Below are 20,280 nucleotides of genomic sequence, written 5' to 3'. Positions count from 1 at the left end.
GATTTTCTCCCCCCTCTTTTAAAATCTATTTATAACTATCTTTCCTGCCTTTTTCTCTTTTAAAAGTTTTAATCCTTCATTTATTTCTTCTAAGGATATCCTATGAGTTATCATTTCTCTGAAAATATCCTCATGTTTTTCTATGAATGTTACAGCCTTTCTAAAGTGTCTTGCATCACTTACCCATACCCCTTGAACATTCAAATTCTTTGAAGAGATATCATAAAAATCTATGGATATTTTATCTTGAGGTGTAGCAATTCCAACTATTAAATATGTACCACCTTTTCTAAGTAATTTTATTCCTTCAGTTATAGCACTATTAAAACCAGTAGCCTCAATTACCACATCTGCTCCTTTTCCGTATGTTACATCATATACTTTTTTTATTCTTTCTTCCTCAGTAAACTCGTCTCTTTTTATTACAAGATCAATACCTATCTTTTGAGCTACCTCTATTCTTTTTAGGCTTCCCGTTATAAGCACTACATTTTTAGCTCCCTGATACTTAGCTAAAGCAGCAGAAAAAAGCCCCAAAGGTCCTCCCCCTTGAACCACCACAGTACTACCTAACAGGTTATCCTTCAAATAGTCAAAGGCATGAACTGCTGTAGCTCCTGAACAACCAGCTATCACCATTGTTTCTAAATCTACTTTTAAAGAAAGTTTTATGACTTCAGTTTTTTCTTCTAATATTATGTACTCACTAAATGCTCCAAGAAGATAGGGGTATTCTAAAAAAGATCTATTAATTCCATAAACTTTTCGGTTTTCACATAAAAATGGCTCCTTTATCACTTTACAGTAGAAACATTCTTCACACACAACCCCTCTATTCCAAATAATTAGATCTCCTTTCCTTAATGATACCCCATTAAGATCCTTCTTTTCTCCATTAATTTCTACTACTTCTCCTACCCCTTCATGACCTAAAATTATAGGCAAAGGCACTCTGGGATCCTTTCCCTCTATGATGTGCAGATCTGATCCACAAACACCTGATGCGACTAATTTTACTAAAAGTCCACCAGAAGGAATTTCAGGTATCTCTATACTTTTCAAAACTAAGGGTTTATTAAATTCTTCCAGAACTGCAACCTTAGCCTTCATAGTTTTTAGGTCTTATAGGTTCTTTTATTTCATATTTTAACTCTCCATCTTTTTTATAAAATATTATGTACTTATTCCATTCAGACTTTTTAGGAAGGAAATCCATAACAGGGGGATTGAACTTTTTAAATCTTAAATGAGGACCTCTACTTTCATCCCTTATTAAAATAGCATTTAAAATTAATTCCGCAATATCTAACATATTTAAAGTCTCATAGTAATAGAAGAGCCCATTCTCATCCAAGGAAACACCCTCTTTTTTAATTTCTTTTATTAAAGATATACCTTTTTTAATATCTTCTTCCATTCTAACTAAAAATCCATATTCAGATACAATATCTCTGATCTTTTCCCTAACTAACTTTGAGGGTAAACCCCTTTGAGAAATTCTTTCTTCCACCTCATCCAAATTAAAATCTACAAAATCTACTTTAGAAGCGTATTGAACTGCATTTTCTCCCGCTATTTTACCAAATACTTGAGTATCAAGGAGTGAATTTCCCCCAGGACGATTGGCACCATGTTGCCCACCTGCTACTTCTCCAGCAGCATAAAGCCCTTCTAAACTTGCTCTTGCATCTTCCCTTATTTTTACCCCTCCTTGAAAATGTTGAAGAGCATTTTGTATGAGAAGTAATTCCCTGGAAAGATCTATATTATAATTTTTCAGCCATTCAATAATTGAAGGATTTATTAATTTAAGCCTTTCATAGGGAGTAGTATCTTTAAAAATCTCTTTTCCAATCTTTTCACTCCATTTCAATATTTCTTCTGGAATACTTTCATAAGATAAGTAAGATGGATTTTCCATAAAATTCATATATACTTTGTGGCCTTGTTTTATATGATGATAGACAGCCAAATCAATTACCTTTGTAGGTGATTCGTAAGATACTGGCCAACGAGCTCCCTTTTTAAACTCAAGAACACAAAGATTAGCTTTATCCTCTTCTGAAAGATAATCTAACAAAAATTCTCTACCATTTTCATCCACTATCTTAGGCAAAGCTCTAAACATACTTCCTGATTCAGCAAAGAGAATCTGAGGATGGCATATACCAATCTGCATAAACTCCATATTAACCATTTGAGCCCCAGCTCTTAAAGATATTGCATATCCATCACCTGTCATTTCTGAAGTAAATACATTTTGACGATATAAAGATCCTGCTCCACCTGTAGCAATCACAAAAGCCTTTCCCTTAATAATTATTTTTTCTTGCGTACTCATATCTATAGCTTTTGCTCCAACAACCCTATTATCTTTGACTATAAGATCATAAACCATTACATTTTCATAAGTCTCAATATTTGTTTCTCTTATCTTCTTAGCTAACGCTTTAGCTATCTCAATAGAAGTGTTTGGTCCTACATAACACGCCCTGGGATATTCGGAACCATCGGTAAGAAATTGATCAATCTTTCCATCGTGGGTTCTGACAAAAGGTACCCCTATAGATATAAGGTAGTTAATAGCTTCTTCACTATTTTTAGCCAATATTTCAGCCAGATTGTAATCCGATACTTCTCCTCCGATCTTATATATATCCATAGCATGATAAATATAATTATTTTGTATAGGTAATGTATAGGATAATGTAGCATGAAAAGCCATTCTATCTGAAAAGGCATTAGCAGTTACGCCACCTTTGCCAATCGGTTTCTTAGATAATAAGATAATTTTCAAATTTGGATTTTTTTCATAAGCAGTTAAAGCAGATCTAAGACCTGCCCCTCCAGCACCTATAACTATCACATCACCCTTAATTACTTTCATTGTCTTTCCTCCTTGGTATTATGCGTATTGCTTTTACAGGGCAAAGCTTTACACATAAACCACAACCATTACATAAATCAGTAATAATATATTTTCCATTTTTCTCGATTGGAGCATCATAAATACATACCTTCTTACATATCCCACAAGAGGTGCAAAGATTTTCATCTATATATGCTTCATAAAGATGTCTTCTATCAATATCATTATTCCCAAGAATAACCTTCCCTGAAACTTTCCCCCTAAACTCTAAAGGACTTGTATAATTCTTTTTCTCCATGAATCTCTTTAATCCTTCTAATATTTTTGAAATGATTTCATAACCCATAAGATAGACCACACTGCATATTTGAACAACATCAGCACCAGTTAGTATATACTTAGCCACATCATCTCCACTCCCCACTCCTCCAGAGCCTGCAATTGATAATTTCAAATGAGGACGAGAGGTTGCAATCCATCTCAGAACATAATTAAATGCCCAAGGACCACCATGTCCAGCATAACCACCATGTAAAATAGGCTTTTCTGTATCAAGATCTATATCAAGACCCGTTAACCTATTAAACATAACAACTCCGTTAACCCCAATATCTTCCAAAATTTTAGCTATTGCCAGAGGAGATGAAAGTTGCATAGGCAGTTTTACAATTATGGGAATATTTACATTTTCTCTTACCATTTTCGCCACTCTCAAGATAGTATCATCCACATCTTGTCCTCTAAAGGATATGGATGCATGAGGACAAGAGACATTAAGTTCAAGAGCAGGAGCACCTACTTCTTCCGCCATCTTTGAATATTTAAACCAACCCTCATCGGTTATACAATTTATACTGGGGATTACTGGTATAGATAAGGTATTTAAGGCCTTACTAATCTCCTTAAAATATTCTTCAGGACCAAAAGGGCTTGCCTGCTCAAAGGAATAAAATGTCTGAGATCTAAGAGGTCCCATGGTCCTATTTATTATCTCAAATCGAGGAGTAGGTGATATCCTACATATTTCTTCCTCAAAAAGAGATTTTACCACCACCGCCCCTGCTCCATTTTCTTCACATTTTTTCATATTTTTAACATTTTCTGTAAGTCCTGAAGACGCAATAATAATAGGATTTTTAAGCTTCAATCCTACATAATTGCAAGATAAGTCCATACAAATTTCCTCCTTTATTTCTTACCCCTTAAAGCATTAGATATTTTCTCGCAAGTTTTCAAAAGTTCAGAGAGATACATATCTTTATTTTCCTCTACCGATAAGTAGTATCCAGATATAGAGACTGCAGCTACAACCCTCTGAGAAAAATCAAAGATAGGAGCACCAATACATTTTATTCCTCTTTCATTTTCCTCATTATCAAAAGCATATCCTTGATTCCTAACCTTCTGCAATTCTTCTCTTAATTTATTAGGGTCTGTAATAGTTTTATCTGTTCTTGGAATCAAAGGTACCTTCTTAAGATAATCCTCTATATAATCGTCGGAACTAAAGGCAAGAAGAACTTTACCAAAACTCGTTGAATAAAGAGGCATTCTCATACCTATTCTTGACATCATAGGAAGAGTCCCTGGACCTTCTACTTTGTCAATATACACTCCTTCATATCCATCTTTTATAGTTAAATGTACTGTCTGCTTTGTGTTCTCCATTAACTCAATAAGGTAAGGACGAGCAATATCTCTTAAATCAAGACTTTGAAGAATATAGGAAGAAAGTTCAAGAATTCTAAATCCTGGCTTATATAATCCTGCAGGTGTCTTTCTAACATATCCCTTATCAATTAAAGTTGACAGATAACGATGTACAGTAGATATGTGAAGCCCAATCTCCTCCGATATCTCTTTTAAAGAAACCTCTCTTCCAGCCAAAATTATATATTCAAGAATATCTAAAGTTTGCCCTGCAGATCCAATACCTATTTTAGATTTCATCTTTCTACACTCCATTCATTATTAAAAGATTCTAAAAACCCTTCTAAAGTCTCTTCATCCAATGCTAAAAAGTCACCAAATACACTCATCTTTAGTGATGCTAATATATTTCCATATTTGGCACATTCTTCAAGAGTTTTACCCTTTAAATACCCATAGAGAAAACCAGCAACAAATGCATCTCCCGCCCCAATTCTATCTACCATATCTGTAGATAAAGCCTTTTGAAGAAAATATTTATCCCCATAAAGTACAGAACATCCTTCTTCCCCTCTTGTAAGGACATAAATTTTTTCCTTTCCAAACCTCTTCTGAAGATTATATAAAATTTTATCATCTTCTACATTATTTCCAAAGAGTAACTTGTAATCTTCTTTCTTAATAAAAAGTATATCTACAAAGGGAATCACTATATCTAAGAATCTACGACATTCTTCTACACCCCATAACTTTTGTCTAAAATTTACATCAAAGGATAATTTTTGACTCTCTTTTTTGGATGTACAGATCTTTATCACATTATTTTTACATATCTCACTTAAGCTGGGAGTTATTCCAGTAAGATGAATAAGTTTGGCTTTTTTTAGATAATCAAGATCACTATCAGAAAGAGGAGTTAAGGAAAAAGAAGAATTTTTTCTATCATAAAGCACTTTTATGCCTTTTGTTCTATGATGAAGCTCCACAAAATACATTCCCATTCTTCCTTCTGATATAAGCCTCACCCTATTTGTTCCAACACCATATTTTCTAAGCTCACTTAAAGCTCTATAACCCAAAAAATTGTTAGGAAAAAAAGATATAAACTCAGTTTTTAATCCTAACAAAGAAAGGGAGATAAGAACATTAGCCTCTGTACCACCTATTTCCACGTTCCAAGTATTACTACTTAGAAAAGTACGATATCTCTCAGGGGTGATTCTTACCATCACCTCACCATAAGAAATAATATCCACCATATTTCCTCCCTCTTTCTATGGATTTATTCCCTAAACTTTACTACATACATCTCACTATTAGCAGTACTAAAAGACTCAGATCTACCTACGATCACTACATAATCAAGATCATATATAGCTCCCCAACCCTCATCCAAATCCGCTCCACCAAAAAACTTCTCCCAAATAAGATCCCCATCCTCATTAATCTTCACCACATATACATCACTATTTCCTGCCCCTTTAGAATTAGATCCGCCTACTATCAAATATCCCTTTTCATCTTTAGAAGGCATAATAAGGAAGCCCGTCTCATAACCTTTACCACCATAAGTTTTCTCCCATATTTTGTTTCCATCTTTGTCTATCTTTATTACATATAGATCAGGATTATCAGAAAAAGAATTGGAGTTTCCAACAATCATATAACCATCCCTGCAAGAAGTAATACTGTATGCATAATCAAATCCCTTACCCCCAAAAACCTTCTCCCAAATCAAGTTTCCTTTTTTATCCACTTTTATTACATATATATCCTGAGATTCTGAAAAAGAATTAGATATCCCTACAGCCACATAACCATCTTTATCAGACACTACCCCATATCCATATTCGCTCATTTTATCTCCAAATGCTTTTTCCCAAAGCTTATTACCCTTACCATCGATTTTTAATAGATAAAGATCATATTGCCCTTTTCCAAAAGAATTAGTTCTTCCAACCGTTACAAAATTACCATCAGAATCCTTTGACAATTTCCAAACCTCTTCAAAACCTTTACCGCCAAAAGTTTTTTGCCATAAGAGATCTCCATTTTCATCTATCTTTAACACATATACATCACTATTTCCTGCTCCCAAAGATCTGGTACCACCAACAACAAGATATCCATCCTCTGCCTCATTTATAGAATAGGCATAATCATCCTTAGACCCGCCATAAAATTTCTCCCAAACTTTTTCCCCTTTTCTGTCTATTTTAAGAATATAAACATCTTTTCCTCCACTACCAAAAGATGAAGTCTCTCCTACAAGAATATATCCATCCTTACTTTTAACTATTCCATAACCTTTTTCACTTTTTTCACCACCATATACACTCTGCCCAAAATCCAACATTTCTTTTTCTTGAGAAAAAGAAATAACAAACAGAGAAAAGAAAGTTAAAAAGAAAATCAAAAACCTTTTCATAAACCCTCTCCTTTAAGGTAAAAGTACCTTCTTTCCTGCTCCTGCTCCTTTTTCCAATAGATATGGAATCACGTCAGCTTCATCTAATTCATATTCATAAGGAATATTAAAGTCCTCCAATTCTTGAGTTATATTATTTTCTCCACATTCCCAGTAAAAATTATTAGACTCTTTTATATACCCATCCTGTGGACTTTCAAACTGAGTAGTCATTGGAATTTTTACATTCTCAAAATAGTTATTTTCTACAATAACTTTTGCCCCCATTCTGGATGCAATACCATAAAGAAGTATATTTTTATAATAGTTATTAAAGATATGGACAGCCCCAAATCTTACAGAAGGATTTCTTGAATTAGTATTTCTAAAGATATTATGGTGATAAGTTACCCTTGCATCTACATCTACAGTAGAGCTATCACTACTACCTACTTGAGTACATTTCCAACTATTCTCAAAAATATTCCATGAAACAGTGACTCCTTGAGATCCTTTGATAATATCTAATAATGCATCAACTCTATCCTTTTCTTTTTCTCTTTCTGGTACCACAATCATATCACTGGTTAATGTGCAGTGATCTATCCAAACGTTTTTAGAGTTTTCAACAGTTATGGCATCATTTTTAGGATTTTCAAAAGTATTTTTAATGGTTAAGTTTCTGATAATTACATTACTTACTCCTTTTAAATATAAGCCCCAGCCAACAATACCTGCATCTTCTGTTATACCAATAATAGTCTTATTAGATTCAATAGTAATCTGACCCTGTTCTTTACTAGTATCTACAATTCCTTTTACAAGAATAATATATGGATCTTTATCTTGTGCATACTTTTTAAAATCATTAATATTATCAACAGTTACAACTTTTCCACCTTGCCCACCTGTTGTCCCTGCCCCAAAACCTACTGGCTTATCATCAAGAGTAAGTATAGTTTCATCTATATTTTCTTGAGAGAAACCAAAACTCATTAATAAAGCAATAATTAGTAATAGAATAAAAAGCTTCTTCATGACTCTATACCTCCTTTATTTTTCTCCAAAATATTTTAGAAATCTTTTTGTACCATCAATCATTCTATCAAAAAGTTCTTTGGCTTTAGAATGATTTAATCTTGACTCTACTAATGGATCATTATAAAAAGCCCTAAAAGCAAGCTTTAGATCTTTTTCCAAAACTGCTTGAAGGATCATTTCTTGATTCATAATATGCCTCAAAACCCATGAATTCACATCATTAGGTAATTTTCCTGCATATATAGGTAGTATATTATCTCTTGTTATATATACATTGGTTTCAACTATCACATCTCTTGGTACTCCATCCATCTGCCCAACATTAGGATAATTAACATTAGTTATGAAATTGGAAAGCCCAAGAAGAGCTTTCATTATTTGGACTCCTACCTCTCCAGAAGGCTTAATAGGAAATTCCATCTCTCCTTTAGCAAGCTTTTGACTCATCTCATAAAGTTCTTTTGCTTGCTGTCTTCTAAAGGATACAGGAGTTAAAGAGAACTTCCATTCTTTTACCTTTTCAGGATTTTCCAAATACCAGTAAGCAGGGAAAAACTCTGCTAAATGTCTGTCACCAGCAGCTGCAATTATTCCATATCTTTTATAAAGATCAAATTTTACCCTATTAGCAGAGGCAAAATAATCCCAAGTCCATCTACCTTTCTCTTCTTCATAACCTTCATAATAATATTTCTCGGCAAATTCACCATAAATGGGTAATAGATCCATATTTCTGTAGGAAATCTTATCTACCCATGTAAAATGATTAATTCCTAAAACATTTTGTTTTATCTCAGAAAGTGAGACATCAATATTCTCCTTTTCCTTTAACATGAGAGACAAAATCTTAGGGATTTTAAAAACTTCATGACAACAACCTATTGCTTTTATCTTAGGAAATACTGTATATAGAGTCCTCACACAAAGAGCCATAGGGTTTGTGTAATTAATAACCCAGGAAGTGGGAGAATATTTTCTAATAGCCTCAGCAAATTCCATATATATAGGAATAGTTCTTAAAGCTCTTATAACTCCTCCAGGTCCAGGTGTATCTCCTACTGATTGATAAATACCATACTCCTCTGGAAGATGCACATCTATTTCCATCTCATCCAATGTACCTGGAAGAATGGAAATAACTATAAAATCTGCACCTTCTAATGCTTCCCCTATCTCCTTTACCGCTTTATATCTCCATTTACTTTTAGCAGACTTCTGTTCACTTATTCTATTTCCAATAATCTCATTAGTTTTTGCAGACTCAAAATTTATATCATAAAGTCTCACTTCTCCAGAAAAACTCTCTTCAAGAGCAAGATCTGCCATAAACTTCCAAGCCCAACCCTTAGATCCTCCTCCTATGTATGCTATCTTTACATCATTCATTTTTTTAATTCCTCCTCTCCTCTATCCTCTAAGCCCTGACGTGGTTACACCTTGTACAATATATTTCTGGAAGAATACAAATAATATAAGCACAGGAAGTAAAGATAACGTAGACATAGCAAAAACTGCTCCCCAATTAGTTACTGCAGAAGGATCTGAAAAAGCTCTTAACGCTACTGAGACTGGATATTTTTCAGGACTATTTAAATATACCAAAGGTCCCATAAAATCATTCCACGCCCAATAGAAAGAGAATATGGTAGCGGTAGTAATTACTGGTTTTAAGTTGGGAAGAATAATATGATAAAAAATACCAAATCTTCCTGCCCCATCAATAAAGGCAGATTCATCAAGTTCCTTAGGTATTCCTCTAACAAATTGCATAATCATAAATATAAAGAAAGGCCCTCCAAGAAAAGCTGGTACTATAAGAGGTTTAAATGTATTTATCCATCCAAGTTTAGAAAATAAAATATACCTGGGTACAATCTGAACCTGCATAGGAAGCATCAATGTAAGAATTATAGTAGTAAATATGATTTTTCTTCCTGCAAAAGGAATTCTGGCAAGTCCATATGCTACAAGAGTTGAAGATATAACTGTTCCAATAGTATTAAGACCTGCTAATATAAAGGAGTTTTTAAAGAATGTAGCAAAAGTTATACCACCAAATCCCCCCCATCCTTCTATATAGTTATTTATTGTAGGTTCCTTAGGTATAAGATTTAAAACATCACTAAAAATCTCCCACGGCTGTTTAAAAGAACTACTTAACATCCACAAGGCTGGATATACCATAATGAAGGCAAGAAAAGTAACAAAGGTATAATAAATTATATTATTCAAAGTTTTCCTTTTCACTTATACTCCCTCCTCTGCTTCATAATAAACCCAACGATTAGAGGTCTTGAAAATGATAATAGTAAATAAGCCAACTAAAGCTAACATAAACCAGGCAAGGGCTGAAGCATAACCCATTTCAAAATCATTAAAAGCCTTCCTATACATGTAAACTGCATAGAACAAAGTTGAATCTAATGGACCTCCCTGAGTAATAATATAGGACTGTGTAAAAGCCATAAAACCATGTATCATCTGGTTAATAAGATTAAAAAGAATAACTGGTGTAATCATAGGAAGAGTAATAGATGTGAGTCTTTTCCAAAAACTTGCACCATCAATAGTCGCAGCTTCATAAAGCTCAGTAGGAACCTGTTTTAACGCTGCCAAAAATATTAACATGGGAGATCCAAACTGCCAAACTGCAAGTAAAATAAGAGTCCATATAGCAGTACGAATATCTCCAAGCCAGTTTATACCATGAATTCCAAAAATAGAAAGAAATGCATTAACAATTCCATCATATCCCCATATCTGTCTCCAAACTACCGCTATAGCTACACTTCCTCCAATAAGAGAAGGTATATAATAGATAGCACGATATAAATTAAGAATTTTACTTTCTTTCATACTAAATATAAGAGCAACAATAAAAGCAAAAATAAGCCTCAATGGCACCTCGAATAAAACATATTTAAAAGTTGCTTTTGTAGCACTCCAAAATCTGGGATCTTGAGTAAACATTCTTATCCAATTCTGAAAACCAATCCATCTTGGTGAAGTCAAGATGTCATATCTGGTAAACGAAAGGTATAAAGAAGTTACAAGGGGAAAAATTATAAAGGCAATAAAACCTATCAACCAAGGACTTACAAAAATATATCCCATAAGTAGATCATGTTTTTTCTTTTTAGTAAGTTTTTTCATAAATCTCTTATTACCTCCTCAAAATATAATAGGGAAGGGAGTTTGCCTCCCTTCCCTAAATAAAATTTACTTACCTCTTTAATATCTGTATTACTTGTTCTCTGAACTTCTTTGCTGCTTCTTCTGGGGTAATCTTCTTATACATAATCTGGTCATATAGAGGAGTGTAAACATTATTATAAATCTCTTGCCATCTTTCAGGATCAGGTGCTGGAGTTGGAGCTCCATATTTTTCAACTATAGATATGAAATTAAACATTTCTTTCTCCACTGGAGAAAGAAGAGGTTTTAGTGCAAGTTGTACTCTCTTGGAAATAGGTACTCCCCTTTCTGCCATTAATATCTTTGCTGCTTCAATATCATTAATAAAGAAGTCTATAAAAGTTGCAGCTTCTTTGGGATATTTAGTTTTTGCATTTATTGCGAAAAACATGGAAGGCTTTAAGAAATTACCTACTTTTCCTTTAAGTGTAGGAAGCATATAAAGTCTTAATTGTTTTCCTTTTAAAGCTTTACTCATAGCAGTAAGCTGGTTACTCCATGTAAATTGCATAGCAGATTTTCCAAGACAAATGAATCTTTGCTCAGGGCTTACACTTCCTCTTGCTATTTCTACATCTCTTGATGGAATTACACCCTCATCTTGTAGTTCAAGAAGCATTCTATAGAAGTTGGCATAAACATTATCATCTTCATATCCAAGAGATTTTCCATCGTCACTAAATAGATAGCCACCATTCTCTATAGTCCATACTCTAAATACATTATGGTCTCCTAAGTTTTCTGCTGCTCCATATATTCCAAGTTTTCTATGAATTATCCTTGCAATTCTCTTGAAATCTTCCCATGTCCATAAAGTTGGAGGTAAAGGTACACCTGCTTTTCTGAAAATTTCAGGATCAATAGCAAATGCTTGAGAGTTATTATCCAAGTTTATAGCATAAAGTTTTCCCTTTAACTTTCCTGAATCTACTATACTCTTTGCTACATCTTTTAGATTTATTACTCCTTGGGCTACTAAATCATCCAAAGGAAGCAAAAATCCTTTTTCTACCCATCCCCTTAAATAGGCATGATCCTGTTGCATTATATCTGGTAAATTACCACCGGCAGCCATGGTAGTAAGCTTTGTATAATACTCTGACCATCCAGTATACTCAGCTACTATCTTTATGTTAGGATACTTCTTTTGGAATAAATCAATAACTTTTAAAGTTCTATTATGTCTATCCTGAGAGCCCCACCAAATAATTCTTAAAGTAACCTGCTGTTGAGCTGGAGAAATGGCTAATAAGAAACAGACTAAAACTAATAAGATCATCAGTAATCTAAAATTTCTTCTCATTTTTAATCCCCCCAAACTAAGTTTTTTAATAAAAGAAAATCAAAGCAAAACTAAAAATTTTTTTTATTTCTTTATACACCTCCTTTGTATATTATGAAATTCATTTGTATTATATTATAACCATATCATTAAAATTTTTCAAGCAAATTTTAAATTAAGGTTAAAAATCCCCTTGAGAGTTGAGTTTCGTAATTAATACATCTCCTAAGGATGCTCCCCAAGATCTGGTTAGTCCAGCCAAAATATATCCATTATCCTCTGTTTCTATTATTGTTTTACCATCATCATCTCCGTCTCCATCGTATACTTTTTGCCATAATAAGTTACCATCAGAGTCTAATCTAATTAAATATACAGCTGTTCCGGTAGTTCCAAATGATCTTGTACTTCCCGATATTATATATCCTCCATCTGATGTTGTTCTTATACATCCACCTTCATCTCCCGAATCTCCACCATAATACCTTTCCCAAAGCATATCACCATTAGGATCAACCTTGATAATATAAACATCACTATAGTTACTATAAGAAAGTGTAGATCCAACTAATATGAAGTTTCCATCCTTTGTCTTCTCAATTCTATTTCCCACATCATCTTTTGTTCCTCCATAAGTTTTATACCAAATTACATTTCCATTCTTATCAAATTTTACAAGTACTACATCCTTACTCCCATTACCAAAAGACATAGTATATCCTAACACCAAATATCCGTCTTCTACTTCTACTACCGAACTTGCCTCATCAAAATTCCTTCCACCCCATGTTTTACTCCATATAAGATTTCCATTAGGATCTAATTTGAGAACATAAAAATCAGAGTTTCCTTGCCCAAAAGACCTTGTCCATCCCACAAAAATATAATTTCCATCACTATCCTCAATAACCTGTCTTCCGCCATCCATATCTATTCCACCGAAATTTTTAGCCCAAGCAAGATTTCCTTTTGCATCATACTTTATTGCAAAAAGATCCTTTGAAATTCCTGTAGCATAAGAATAGCTTTCACCTAAAAGTAAAAGTCCTCCATCACTAGTTTCTATTACACTTTGAGCATTATCATCTCTTTCACCAAAAAAGAATATCTCCCAAAGAATATTTCCCCATTTATCAATCTTTAGAAAATAAAAATCATCTTCTCCATTAATATTCTTAGAATTGCTCATTCCTGCAAGAATGTAATTTCCATCCTTTGTTTTTATAATATCATTAACATATTCATTGCCTGAATATCCATGAATCTTTCTCCAAGTAGTCTTAGGAGTAAAATAAGTACATCCTGAAATAAAAATAATCAGAAGTACTACAAATAACATCTTCAAATATAGATATCTTTTCATTTTGTTACCTCCTTTTAACCAATAAAACGACAAGGTTTCAACGGGGAGTCCCTAAAAGGACCCCCCTATTATTACTCATACTTAACTATAATCTTTCCAGCTCCTGCCTTCTCTAAGATTACGCTTGGCAGGTTAATAGGATCTTCAGGTGAGTAGTTATAAGGTATCCAATTGGATATATTTAGCCACTCATCTGCTCTATCTCTGAAATCGTAATTAATACCATCTGTCAGTTGATCTAAAGTAGGTAAGTTTTTCTGAGGAGTACCACTCTCTATATAGATATTTGTATCTCCGTTTTCTGGATCCTCTTTAGAAAAAACAATAAACCCTGGAGGAGAATTATATGTACCTGAGGCAGGAATCTGAACTCTCTCAAAGTAATTATATTCTACAAGAGCTCTTACAGCACATGTACCATTAGGACCAAGCTGAACATCAGTATAATAATTATTGAAAATATGTACTATTCCATACCTCATTCTGGGATTTCTTCCAGCGGTACCATTGAAAAAGTTATGATGATAAGTAACCCTTAAATAATCAGCATCATCTGATAATTTATCATCACTCCCTACTATACTCACACCTTTTGCTCCTACATTCTCAAATCTATTCCAAGAAAGGGTTACATAATTTCCTTGTCTTGTTATATCTACATTACTATCAACAGCCGATTTAAAAGTGCAATGATCAATCCAGATATTTGAGGAACCCCACCATATAGATATATTATCATCAGGAGCATTTTCAAAAGTTATATTTCTTATAACAATATTTTTTTCTGGATCTCCCTGTCTTCCAATTCTTATACTTATTCCAGAAATAGTTGCACCATCTCCAAGCCCAAGTATAGTTTTATTAGATGCAATATTAATTGTATTTAAATATTTGGGATCTATAAGATAATAACTTGGAGTATATGTTATAGTACCATCCACAAGAACAACTCTTGGAGTATCATCAGCATGATAAACAGCATCAAAAAATTCAAAGTAATCATGTACTACAACAACTTCTCCCCCAGCACCACCAGTAGTCCCCTGCCCAATAGTTGCAAAACCAATCATAGGTTCATCATATCCTTCAATTGTTATCTTTTTAGTTGTAGGTTGTCCTCCAGTAGATGGAGCTCCACATCCTGCTATTACTAAAATGAAAAGAAATATTAAGATTAAAATTAGATATCTTTTTAAACTTCTCATTTTGATAAACCCCCTTGTTTTCAGAAACTTAGTGAAACTACATCCTCAAAAGTTAAAGGAACAGTAGTATCAAACCATCCATACCCAAAGTTCCAATTCTTATAGATTCTCAAGGTATTAGAGATTTTTCCCATGGTATAACTTAACCTAAAATAAAACACATCGTAATCTCTGAAAGAGGTATATCTTCCATACAAGGTATCTATATTACCAAAATTCTGAGGAGGCAAAGCAAGTGAAAGATACATATAGTTAGCAGAATCAGGAGCCAAGAAATAGGCACCATTTAAAGTCATTTTAGGTACAATATCTTTTAAATCAAACTCTAATTTATATCCCCCATCACCTCTATAATATCCTGACAAAGTTAAATTTGGTATAGGTTTCAAAGATCCACCAATAGCCCATTGTCTTGAATTATTCCCATATTCAAAGAACAAATTTAATAATGATAATGGAGATACTTCAGCTCCCACAACATATGTTTCAACCATGTTAAGCATATCTTTGTCGTATAAACCATAAATATTCAATCCCATCAACTTCGCAGAAATAGGGGAAGTCTCAATCTTAAGGGTTAATCTTCCAAGATTAAAATCTACATCAGATTCAATTTGCCTTGGAATATAGGTGGCAGTAAATTTTATGGGTTTATTCAAAGATACTTTAACTCCATTAATTCCTCCTAACCTACTGTATAAAAGAGAATCAAAAAGTGCTCTTGTTCCCTCTATATTTAAGTAATATTTAGTAAAATACACATTTAAAGCTCCTAATAAATTTGAAATATTTAAATAGCTTCTCCAACCTCCATCTCTTATATCAAGATAAGCATCAATATTAGTTTCTTTATAGCTAAATTGTAGAGAATAATTAGGATTAAAATTGAGCTTTTTAGAATCAGGATAATATTTTGTAGAAAACTCTACTTTATTATAGATATTAACTTGGGCAAATGCAGGTCCCAAAAGCATTAATAATATTATTAAAAATATTATTTTTCTCATATTTACCCCCCTTTCATTAGCCTTCCTAATTCTCATAAAGATTTAAAATAAAACTTTCTACATCCCAATTTCCCAAAAAAATCTCTTTTGAATATAGAGTTATATCATCTCCTTCAAGCTGTCGCCGTTTATTATTAACAACAGCCCCCGGACCATAATTTTGATACTCAAAAAATCTCTCTGTATCTGGATAGAACCAAATAATCTCACCTGTATTAGGATCCTTAGAACTCATCGCAGTCCATCCATCAAGATGGATATGTTGATCTAAATAGCAATTTCTAAATACCACATTTGAATTAACACTATAAGGATCTGAACTAGGGTGCCATGGTCTTCCCAAATATACTGAATTAGGTTCTGTAATATTTGTTAACAATTTACAGTTAATAAACAAAAATCCCAGATTTCCAATCTTTGTACTTGCTGCCGTAATGTAACCCTTTGGTGTTATTCCAGGACGATCTATAGAGAAAATTACACAATTTTCAAAAACTGCTTTTCCATCTCCAAAAATAAAATCCACATCTCCTTCTATATAACAATCAACAAAATAATGGATTCCTCCTCTTACATATAAAGTATCTTGATTTCCAATAAATTTACAATTTTTAAAAACAGCTTTATTTGATTGGGTAAGAACAGCTACCGCCTGCTTACTTGTAATAGTAGTATTAAGCTCATCAAAAGAATTTTCAAATGTTATATTTTCTGCTGTAAAACCAGTTGCACTACTATTTATAGTAACACTTGCACTATTTGATGTTCCTACAGTACCTCCCCCCGGCAATGGTGTTCCTGCAGCAAGATCATAATAAATTTTTGTTGTATTAACATCTTCACCTATCAAACTAACATTGGGAAATCCAATATTAACTTTTTCATAATAATCTCCGCTTCTGACAAATACATATACTCTTTGGTTATTGTAATTACTCTGATTTAGCATTATATAAGTAATAGCATTTTTAACACTCTTAAAATACTTCCTTCCATTTATTTCCATTCCTTCTTCACCTTGATAATTCTTGTCAACCACTATTTGAACTTTCGGAAGAAATAGAATATTTTCATATTTATATTCCAATATTTCACCTTTCTTATTTCTTATCTCAATTCTCAAAGAATTACCCCTCGACTTTTCAAATGAAAATTGAATAGAGTTACTTACTTTTCCTTTTATTTCTTTATCCTTGTATACTTCCTTGTCATTCAAATAAAGGCTTAAATAAGCATCTTGATTAGGTATAACTTCTATAACATATGGATTATCTATCACCACAGATTTTGGAGAATTATTTATAATTACATTAAATTGCTCCTCAATCTGTTCAGCAGAACATCCAGTTATTATAAAAACAGAAATTATAAATATCAATAAAAAGATTCTTCGAAACATGTTATTTTGTACCTCCTGTAAAACCTTCTAAAATGGAGAGGGCTTATTCTTGAGCCCTCTCCATACACTTTTTTTAAGGATTCAAATTGAAACCTTCAGGAAGTTTTACCTCATTTGGAGCAAAGGCCCCATCAAAGGTCCAGAATATCCAGTCAAGCTGACTTTTATACAAGTTAGAAGCTGAAGTTGAAGTATCACCAAGCCTCATAAACTGAGGATCAGGTGGAGTAGAAGGAGCAGCATTTATAATACCTTCAAGAACTGGAGTAGAATTATTATCTACATATAATTTGGCATATAAGCCATCTACAGTGTAATTTACAGTAAACCAATATATATGCCAATCGGTAGTAGTCATGGTATAGGAAGCTAAAGTTGATGTCCCATTTAATATTCTCACTTGAGTTGGATTAGTTTGAATCTCAAAACCTCCTCTATATAAAGCGGTCTGAATATCGAGGGTCCATGCTCTTGTCACATTTGTTCCTACATCTCCTTTAGCTTTGAGTACTATTGTCATACTGAAGGAATTTGGAGCACAAGCTTCAAAATTATACCTGAAACTTGGTGTTGCACCAGCAGTATATGTAGTATCAAATATTAAGATTCCATCCTGTACTGTACAGAAGTTTTGCATCGGATAATTTGCATTTCCATCTATCCATCCACTTGGAAATTCAAAAGTGTTAGTCCAATCATGAGTGCCCCATGTAGGTGAGTATAATGGTACTATAGAAACTTCATTGGAATAATCACTATCTCCTGCAGAGTTATATGCCTTTACTCTGTAATAATAAGTTGTACCTGGAGTTAATCCTGTATCGTTATATGTATTTACATTTGCACCTACTGTTGCTATTTCAGACCATTCTCCATCTAATGTTTTTCTTTCAATCTTAAATCCTTCTTCATTATTAGAATTATCTTTCCATGCAAGTCTCACTTCGGTACCTGAAACAACTTCTGCAGTCAAATCTGTTGGAGCATTCGGTTTAGTAGGCTGTGGTTGAGGCTGTTCTGTTTTAGGAGTACATCCACTTACTAACAAGATTATTAAAATAACAATCAAAATAAGACTTAAATTTCTTACTTTTTTCATAACTTTTGCCCCCCTTAAGAATTTATTTTTCAATAAAGAAAATATTTAGTAATTCACACCCCCTTTCTTTTAAAAGTTAATCTTTCCAACACCTGCATATTGAGTAACAATTTCTTTTACCTTATCAGCTGGCGTAATAGTATAGTTATAAGGAGGAGTATAAGAACATGTAGAAGTTGTAGGCATACTACCTGAACAGTTAACAAAAATATTACCTACTACATCCCAAAATCCAATTTCTTGACTGTCCCAAGATCCTATAGGATTTCTTACATTTTCAAAATAGTTATGCTCTATCCTTAATTTTGCACCCATTCGTGAATTAATAGCTGAACTTGAAATATCTTGATAATAATTACTATAGATATGCCCTTCCCCAAATCTAAAACTTGGTAATCTCGAATTACAATTTCTAAACCAGTTATGGTGGTAAGTAATAGTCCTATTGTAATTATCAGAATCAGAACTTCCTATTAGACTTGTCTTCCAACTATCATGAAAATAGCACCAAGAAATAGTAACATAATCTACAGCCCCATTAATATCTAAAAGCCCATCGTAATAATCTTTATCAATCCCTTGGAATTGATTATAAAATTCACAATGATCAATCCATATATTTCTTGAAGGACCTTCAATTGTAATACAATCTGGTCCTTGACTTGCTATATTAGGGTCTTTAACATGATGAATCCTAAGATTACGAATTATTATATTGTTAGCATTATTAATTTTTATTCCAACTCCATTTAGTTCCCCATTTGTACCTACGCCAATAATGGATATTCTTGACACATTTTTTACATATATCACATACTTTCCTGAACTATTTTCTGGAGTTATAATTCCATTAACATATATTATCCTTGGCCCTCCTTTATTTATTTCATTTTGCAAGCTAATTCCATCACTTACATAAACAACCTCTCCTCCTTCACCACCTGTAGTACCCCCACCTAAGGTTGCAAAACCTATTAATGAGAAATCAACACCATTATCAATTGGGGCAACAAAAACAAAAGCTACATTAGAATATTCACTCTCTACATTTGAATAATATGCCTTTACCCTATAAGAGTAAGTATTTCCACAGGTAACATCATTGTCAACATAAACATTAATATCTGAGGTTACAGATCCTATTTCTATCCAATTACCATTATCATTTTTCTCTATCTTATATCCTTCCTCTATCTCAGATCTATCTTCCCAAATTAACTTAACCTTTCCATCCGATGTTACACCAGCCGATAGATTAGTAGGAGCAATAATAACGGGAGTAATACAAACAAACTCATTTGAATATGAACTACTACCATAAGCATTATATGCTTTTACTCTATAATAGTATTTCCATCCTGGAGTTAAACCTACATCAATATAACTTGTAATATTAGCTTGAATATTCTTAACCTCTTGCCAAGTATCTCCCTCTTTTTTTCTTTCAAGAATAAATCCTAATTCATCATTAGATTTATCTTCCCACATTAATCTAACCCTTACCTCAGATAGAACTAAACCAGTTAGATTTTTAGGTGGATTAGGAACACTTGTAGAAACATTATTAACTTTCGGTGAACATCCACTTGAAAGAATGAACATGAAAAATAATAGTAAACCAACTTTTATATTTAAATTAGCAACTTTAAACTTCATTATAAACCCCCTTTGCACATTATACAATAACATTGCATTTTAGTAACAAAATTATATACTTATGAATTTTTTAAGTCAAGAAAAAAATAAAAGATATTCAGAGTAAT

The 20,280-nt window shown here is 33.0% G+C and carries 17 protein-coding genes; all 17 read right to left on the bottom strand.

The window, feature by feature from the left end; translation table 11 throughout:
• Positions 1–18 precede the first annotated feature (18 nt).
• Positions 19–1,110: a zinc-binding dehydrogenase gene (locus ACY3IT_RS02505; protein ID WP_463083221.1), complete on the bottom strand. Its 1,092-nt coding sequence runs from the start codon at positions 1,108–1,110 to the stop codon at positions 19–21.
• Positions 1,100–2,887: an FAD-binding protein gene (locus ACY3IT_RS02500; protein WP_463083220.1), complete on the bottom strand. Its 1,788-nt coding sequence runs from the start codon at positions 2,885–2,887 to the stop codon at positions 1,100–1,102. Before ACY3IT_RS02500 ends, ACY3IT_RS02505 begins: the two co-directional genes overlap by 11 nt.
• Positions 2,874–4,043: a 4Fe-4S binding protein gene (locus ACY3IT_RS02495; RefSeq protein WP_463083219.1), complete on the bottom strand. Its 1,170-nt coding sequence runs from the start codon at positions 4,041–4,043 to the stop codon at positions 2,874–2,876. Before ACY3IT_RS02495 ends, ACY3IT_RS02500 begins: the two co-directional genes overlap by 14 nt.
• Before the next feature lie 14 nt (positions 4,044–4,057).
• Positions 4,058–4,819 carry an IclR family transcriptional regulator gene (locus ACY3IT_RS02490; RefSeq protein ID WP_463083218.1) on the bottom strand — a complete coding sequence of 254 codons (762 nt, stop codon included), beginning with the start codon at positions 4,817–4,819 and terminating at the stop codon, positions 4,058–4,060.
• Positions 4,816–5,778, bottom strand: coding sequence for a sugar kinase (locus tag ACY3IT_RS02485; RefSeq protein ID WP_463083217.1), 963 nt, complete (start codon positions 5,776–5,778; stop codon positions 4,816–4,818). The genes ACY3IT_RS02490 and ACY3IT_RS02485 overlap by 4 nt, the downstream gene beginning before the upstream one ends.
• A gap of 23 nt (positions 5,779–5,801) precedes the next feature.
• Positions 5,802–6,947, bottom strand: coding sequence for a hypothetical protein (locus tag ACY3IT_RS02480; RefSeq protein ID WP_463083216.1), 1,146 nt, complete (start codon positions 6,945–6,947; stop codon positions 5,802–5,804).
• Between the two features lie 12 nt (positions 6,948–6,959).
• Positions 6,960–7,964 (bottom strand): pectate lyase family protein, encoded by a 1,005-nt coding sequence (locus ACY3IT_RS02475; RefSeq protein WP_463083215.1) that lies wholly within the window; start codon positions 7,962–7,964, stop codon positions 6,960–6,962.
• Positions 7,965–7,979: 15 nt separating this feature from the next.
• A complete protein-coding gene (locus tag ACY3IT_RS02470) occupies positions 7,980–9,353 on the bottom strand; it encodes a family 4 glycosyl hydrolase (RefSeq protein WP_463083214.1) in 1,374 nt (457 codons plus the stop codon).
• A 21-nt stretch (positions 9,354–9,374) separates the two neighbouring features.
• Positions 9,375–10,214: a carbohydrate ABC transporter permease gene (locus tag ACY3IT_RS02465; RefSeq protein WP_463083213.1), complete on the bottom strand. Its 840-nt coding sequence runs from the start codon at positions 10,212–10,214 to the stop codon at positions 9,375–9,377.
• On the bottom strand, positions 10,215–11,120 hold the full coding sequence (locus ACY3IT_RS02460; RefSeq protein ID WP_463083212.1) for a carbohydrate ABC transporter permease: 906 nt from the start codon (positions 11,118–11,120) through the stop codon (positions 10,215–10,217).
• 70 nt (positions 11,121–11,190) lie between these two features.
• On the bottom strand, positions 11,191–12,465 hold the full coding sequence (locus tag ACY3IT_RS02455; RefSeq protein ID WP_463083211.1) for an ABC transporter substrate-binding protein: 1,275 nt from the start codon (positions 12,463–12,465) through the stop codon (positions 11,191–11,193).
• A 160-nt stretch (positions 12,466–12,625) separates the two neighbouring features.
• On the bottom strand, positions 12,626–13,807 hold the full coding sequence (locus ACY3IT_RS02450; RefSeq protein WP_463083210.1) for a hypothetical protein: 1,182 nt from the start codon (positions 13,805–13,807) through the stop codon (positions 12,626–12,628).
• Between the two features lie 71 nt (positions 13,808–13,878).
• Complete coding sequence (locus ACY3IT_RS02445; RefSeq protein ID WP_463083209.1) at positions 13,879–15,012, bottom strand: pectate lyase family protein; 1,134 nt, start codon at positions 15,010–15,012, stop codon at positions 13,879–13,881.
• Positions 15,013–15,032: 20 nt separating this feature from the next.
• The gene (locus ACY3IT_RS02440) at positions 15,033–16,019 is read right to left on the bottom strand and encodes a hypothetical protein (RefSeq protein ID WP_463083208.1); all 987 of its coding nucleotides are present in this window, start codon (positions 16,017–16,019) and stop codon (positions 15,033–15,035) included.
• A 25-nt stretch (positions 16,020–16,044) separates the two neighbouring features.
• A complete protein-coding gene (locus ACY3IT_RS02435) occupies positions 16,045–17,418 on the bottom strand; it encodes a pectinesterase family protein (protein WP_463083207.1) in 1,374 nt (457 codons plus the stop codon).
• A gap of 73 nt (positions 17,419–17,491) precedes the next feature.
• Positions 17,492–18,517: a fibronectin type III domain-containing protein gene (locus ACY3IT_RS02430; RefSeq protein ID WP_463083206.1), complete on the bottom strand. Its 1,026-nt coding sequence runs from the start codon at positions 18,515–18,517 to the stop codon at positions 17,492–17,494.
• A gap of 69 nt (positions 18,518–18,586) precedes the next feature.
• The gene (locus tag ACY3IT_RS02425; protein ID WP_463083205.1) at positions 18,587–20,173 is read right to left on the bottom strand and encodes a pectate lyase family protein; all 1,587 of its coding nucleotides are present in this window, start codon (positions 20,171–20,173) and stop codon (positions 18,587–18,589) included.
• Positions 20,174–20,280: the final 107 nt, after the last annotated feature.

This window comes from Dictyoglomus sp. GBS, assembly GCF_055179815.1.
The sequence above is the reverse complement of the archived record's forward strand: the minus strand, read 5'-3'. Positions and strand labels throughout refer to the sequence as shown.

What these genes read in the sequence shown, in the direction of transcription:
- ACY3IT_RS02475 (WP_463083215.1), bottom strand. Translation starts at nt 7,964, where the DNA reads ATGAAGAAGCTTTTTATTCTATTACTAATTATTGCTTTATTAATGAGT.
- ACY3IT_RS02490 (WP_463083218.1), bottom strand. Translation starts at nt 4,819, where the DNA reads ATGAAATCTAAAATAGGTATTGGATCTGCAGGGCAAACTTTAGATATT.
- ACY3IT_RS02435 (WP_463083207.1), bottom strand. Translation starts at nt 17,418, where the DNA reads ATGTTTCGAAGAATCTTTTTATTGATATTTATAATTTCTGTTTTTATA.
- ACY3IT_RS02480 (WP_463083216.1), bottom strand. Translation starts at nt 6,947, where the DNA reads ATGAAAAGGTTTTTGATTTTCTTTTTAACTTTCTTTTCTCTGTTTGTT.
- ACY3IT_RS02430 (WP_463083206.1), bottom strand. Translation starts at nt 18,517, where the DNA reads ATGAAAAAAGTAAGAAATTTAAGTCTTATTTTGATTGTTATTTTAATA.
- ACY3IT_RS02455 (WP_463083211.1), bottom strand. Translation starts at nt 12,465, where the DNA reads ATGAGAAGAAATTTTAGATTACTGATGATCTTATTAGTTTTAGTCTGT.
- ACY3IT_RS02425 (WP_463083205.1), bottom strand. Translation starts at nt 20,173, where the DNA reads ATGAAGTTTAAAGTTGCTAATTTAAATATAAAAGTTGGTTTACTATTA.
- ACY3IT_RS02440 (WP_463083208.1), bottom strand. Translation starts at nt 16,019, where the DNA reads ATGAGAAAAATAATATTTTTAATAATATTATTAATGCTTTTGGGACCT.
- ACY3IT_RS02485 (WP_463083217.1), bottom strand. Translation starts at nt 5,778, where the DNA reads ATGGTGGATATTATTTCTTATGGTGAGGTGATGGTAAGAATCACCCCT.
- ACY3IT_RS02495 (WP_463083219.1), bottom strand. Translation starts at nt 4,043, where the DNA reads ATGGACTTATCTTGCAATTATGTAGGATTGAAGCTTAAAAATCCTATT.
- ACY3IT_RS02445 (WP_463083209.1), bottom strand. Translation starts at nt 15,012, where the DNA reads ATGAGAAGTTTAAAAAGATATCTAATTTTAATCTTAATATTTCTTTTC.
- ACY3IT_RS02450 (WP_463083210.1), bottom strand. Translation starts at nt 13,807, where the DNA reads ATGAAAAGATATCTATATTTGAAGATGTTATTTGTAGTACTTCTGATT.
- ACY3IT_RS02505 (WP_463083221.1), bottom strand. Translation starts at nt 1,110, where the DNA reads ATGAAGGCTAAGGTTGCAGTTCTGGAAGAATTTAATAAACCCTTAGTT.
- ACY3IT_RS02470 (WP_463083214.1), bottom strand. Translation starts at nt 9,353, where the DNA reads ATGAATGATGTAAAGATAGCATACATAGGAGGAGGATCTAAGGGTTGG.
- ACY3IT_RS02500 (WP_463083220.1), bottom strand. Translation starts at nt 2,887, where the DNA reads ATGAAAGTAATTAAGGGTGATGTGATAGTTATAGGTGCTGGAGGGGCA.
- ACY3IT_RS02460 (WP_463083212.1), bottom strand. Translation starts at nt 11,120, where the DNA reads ATGAAAAAACTTACTAAAAAGAAAAAACATGATCTACTTATGGGATAT.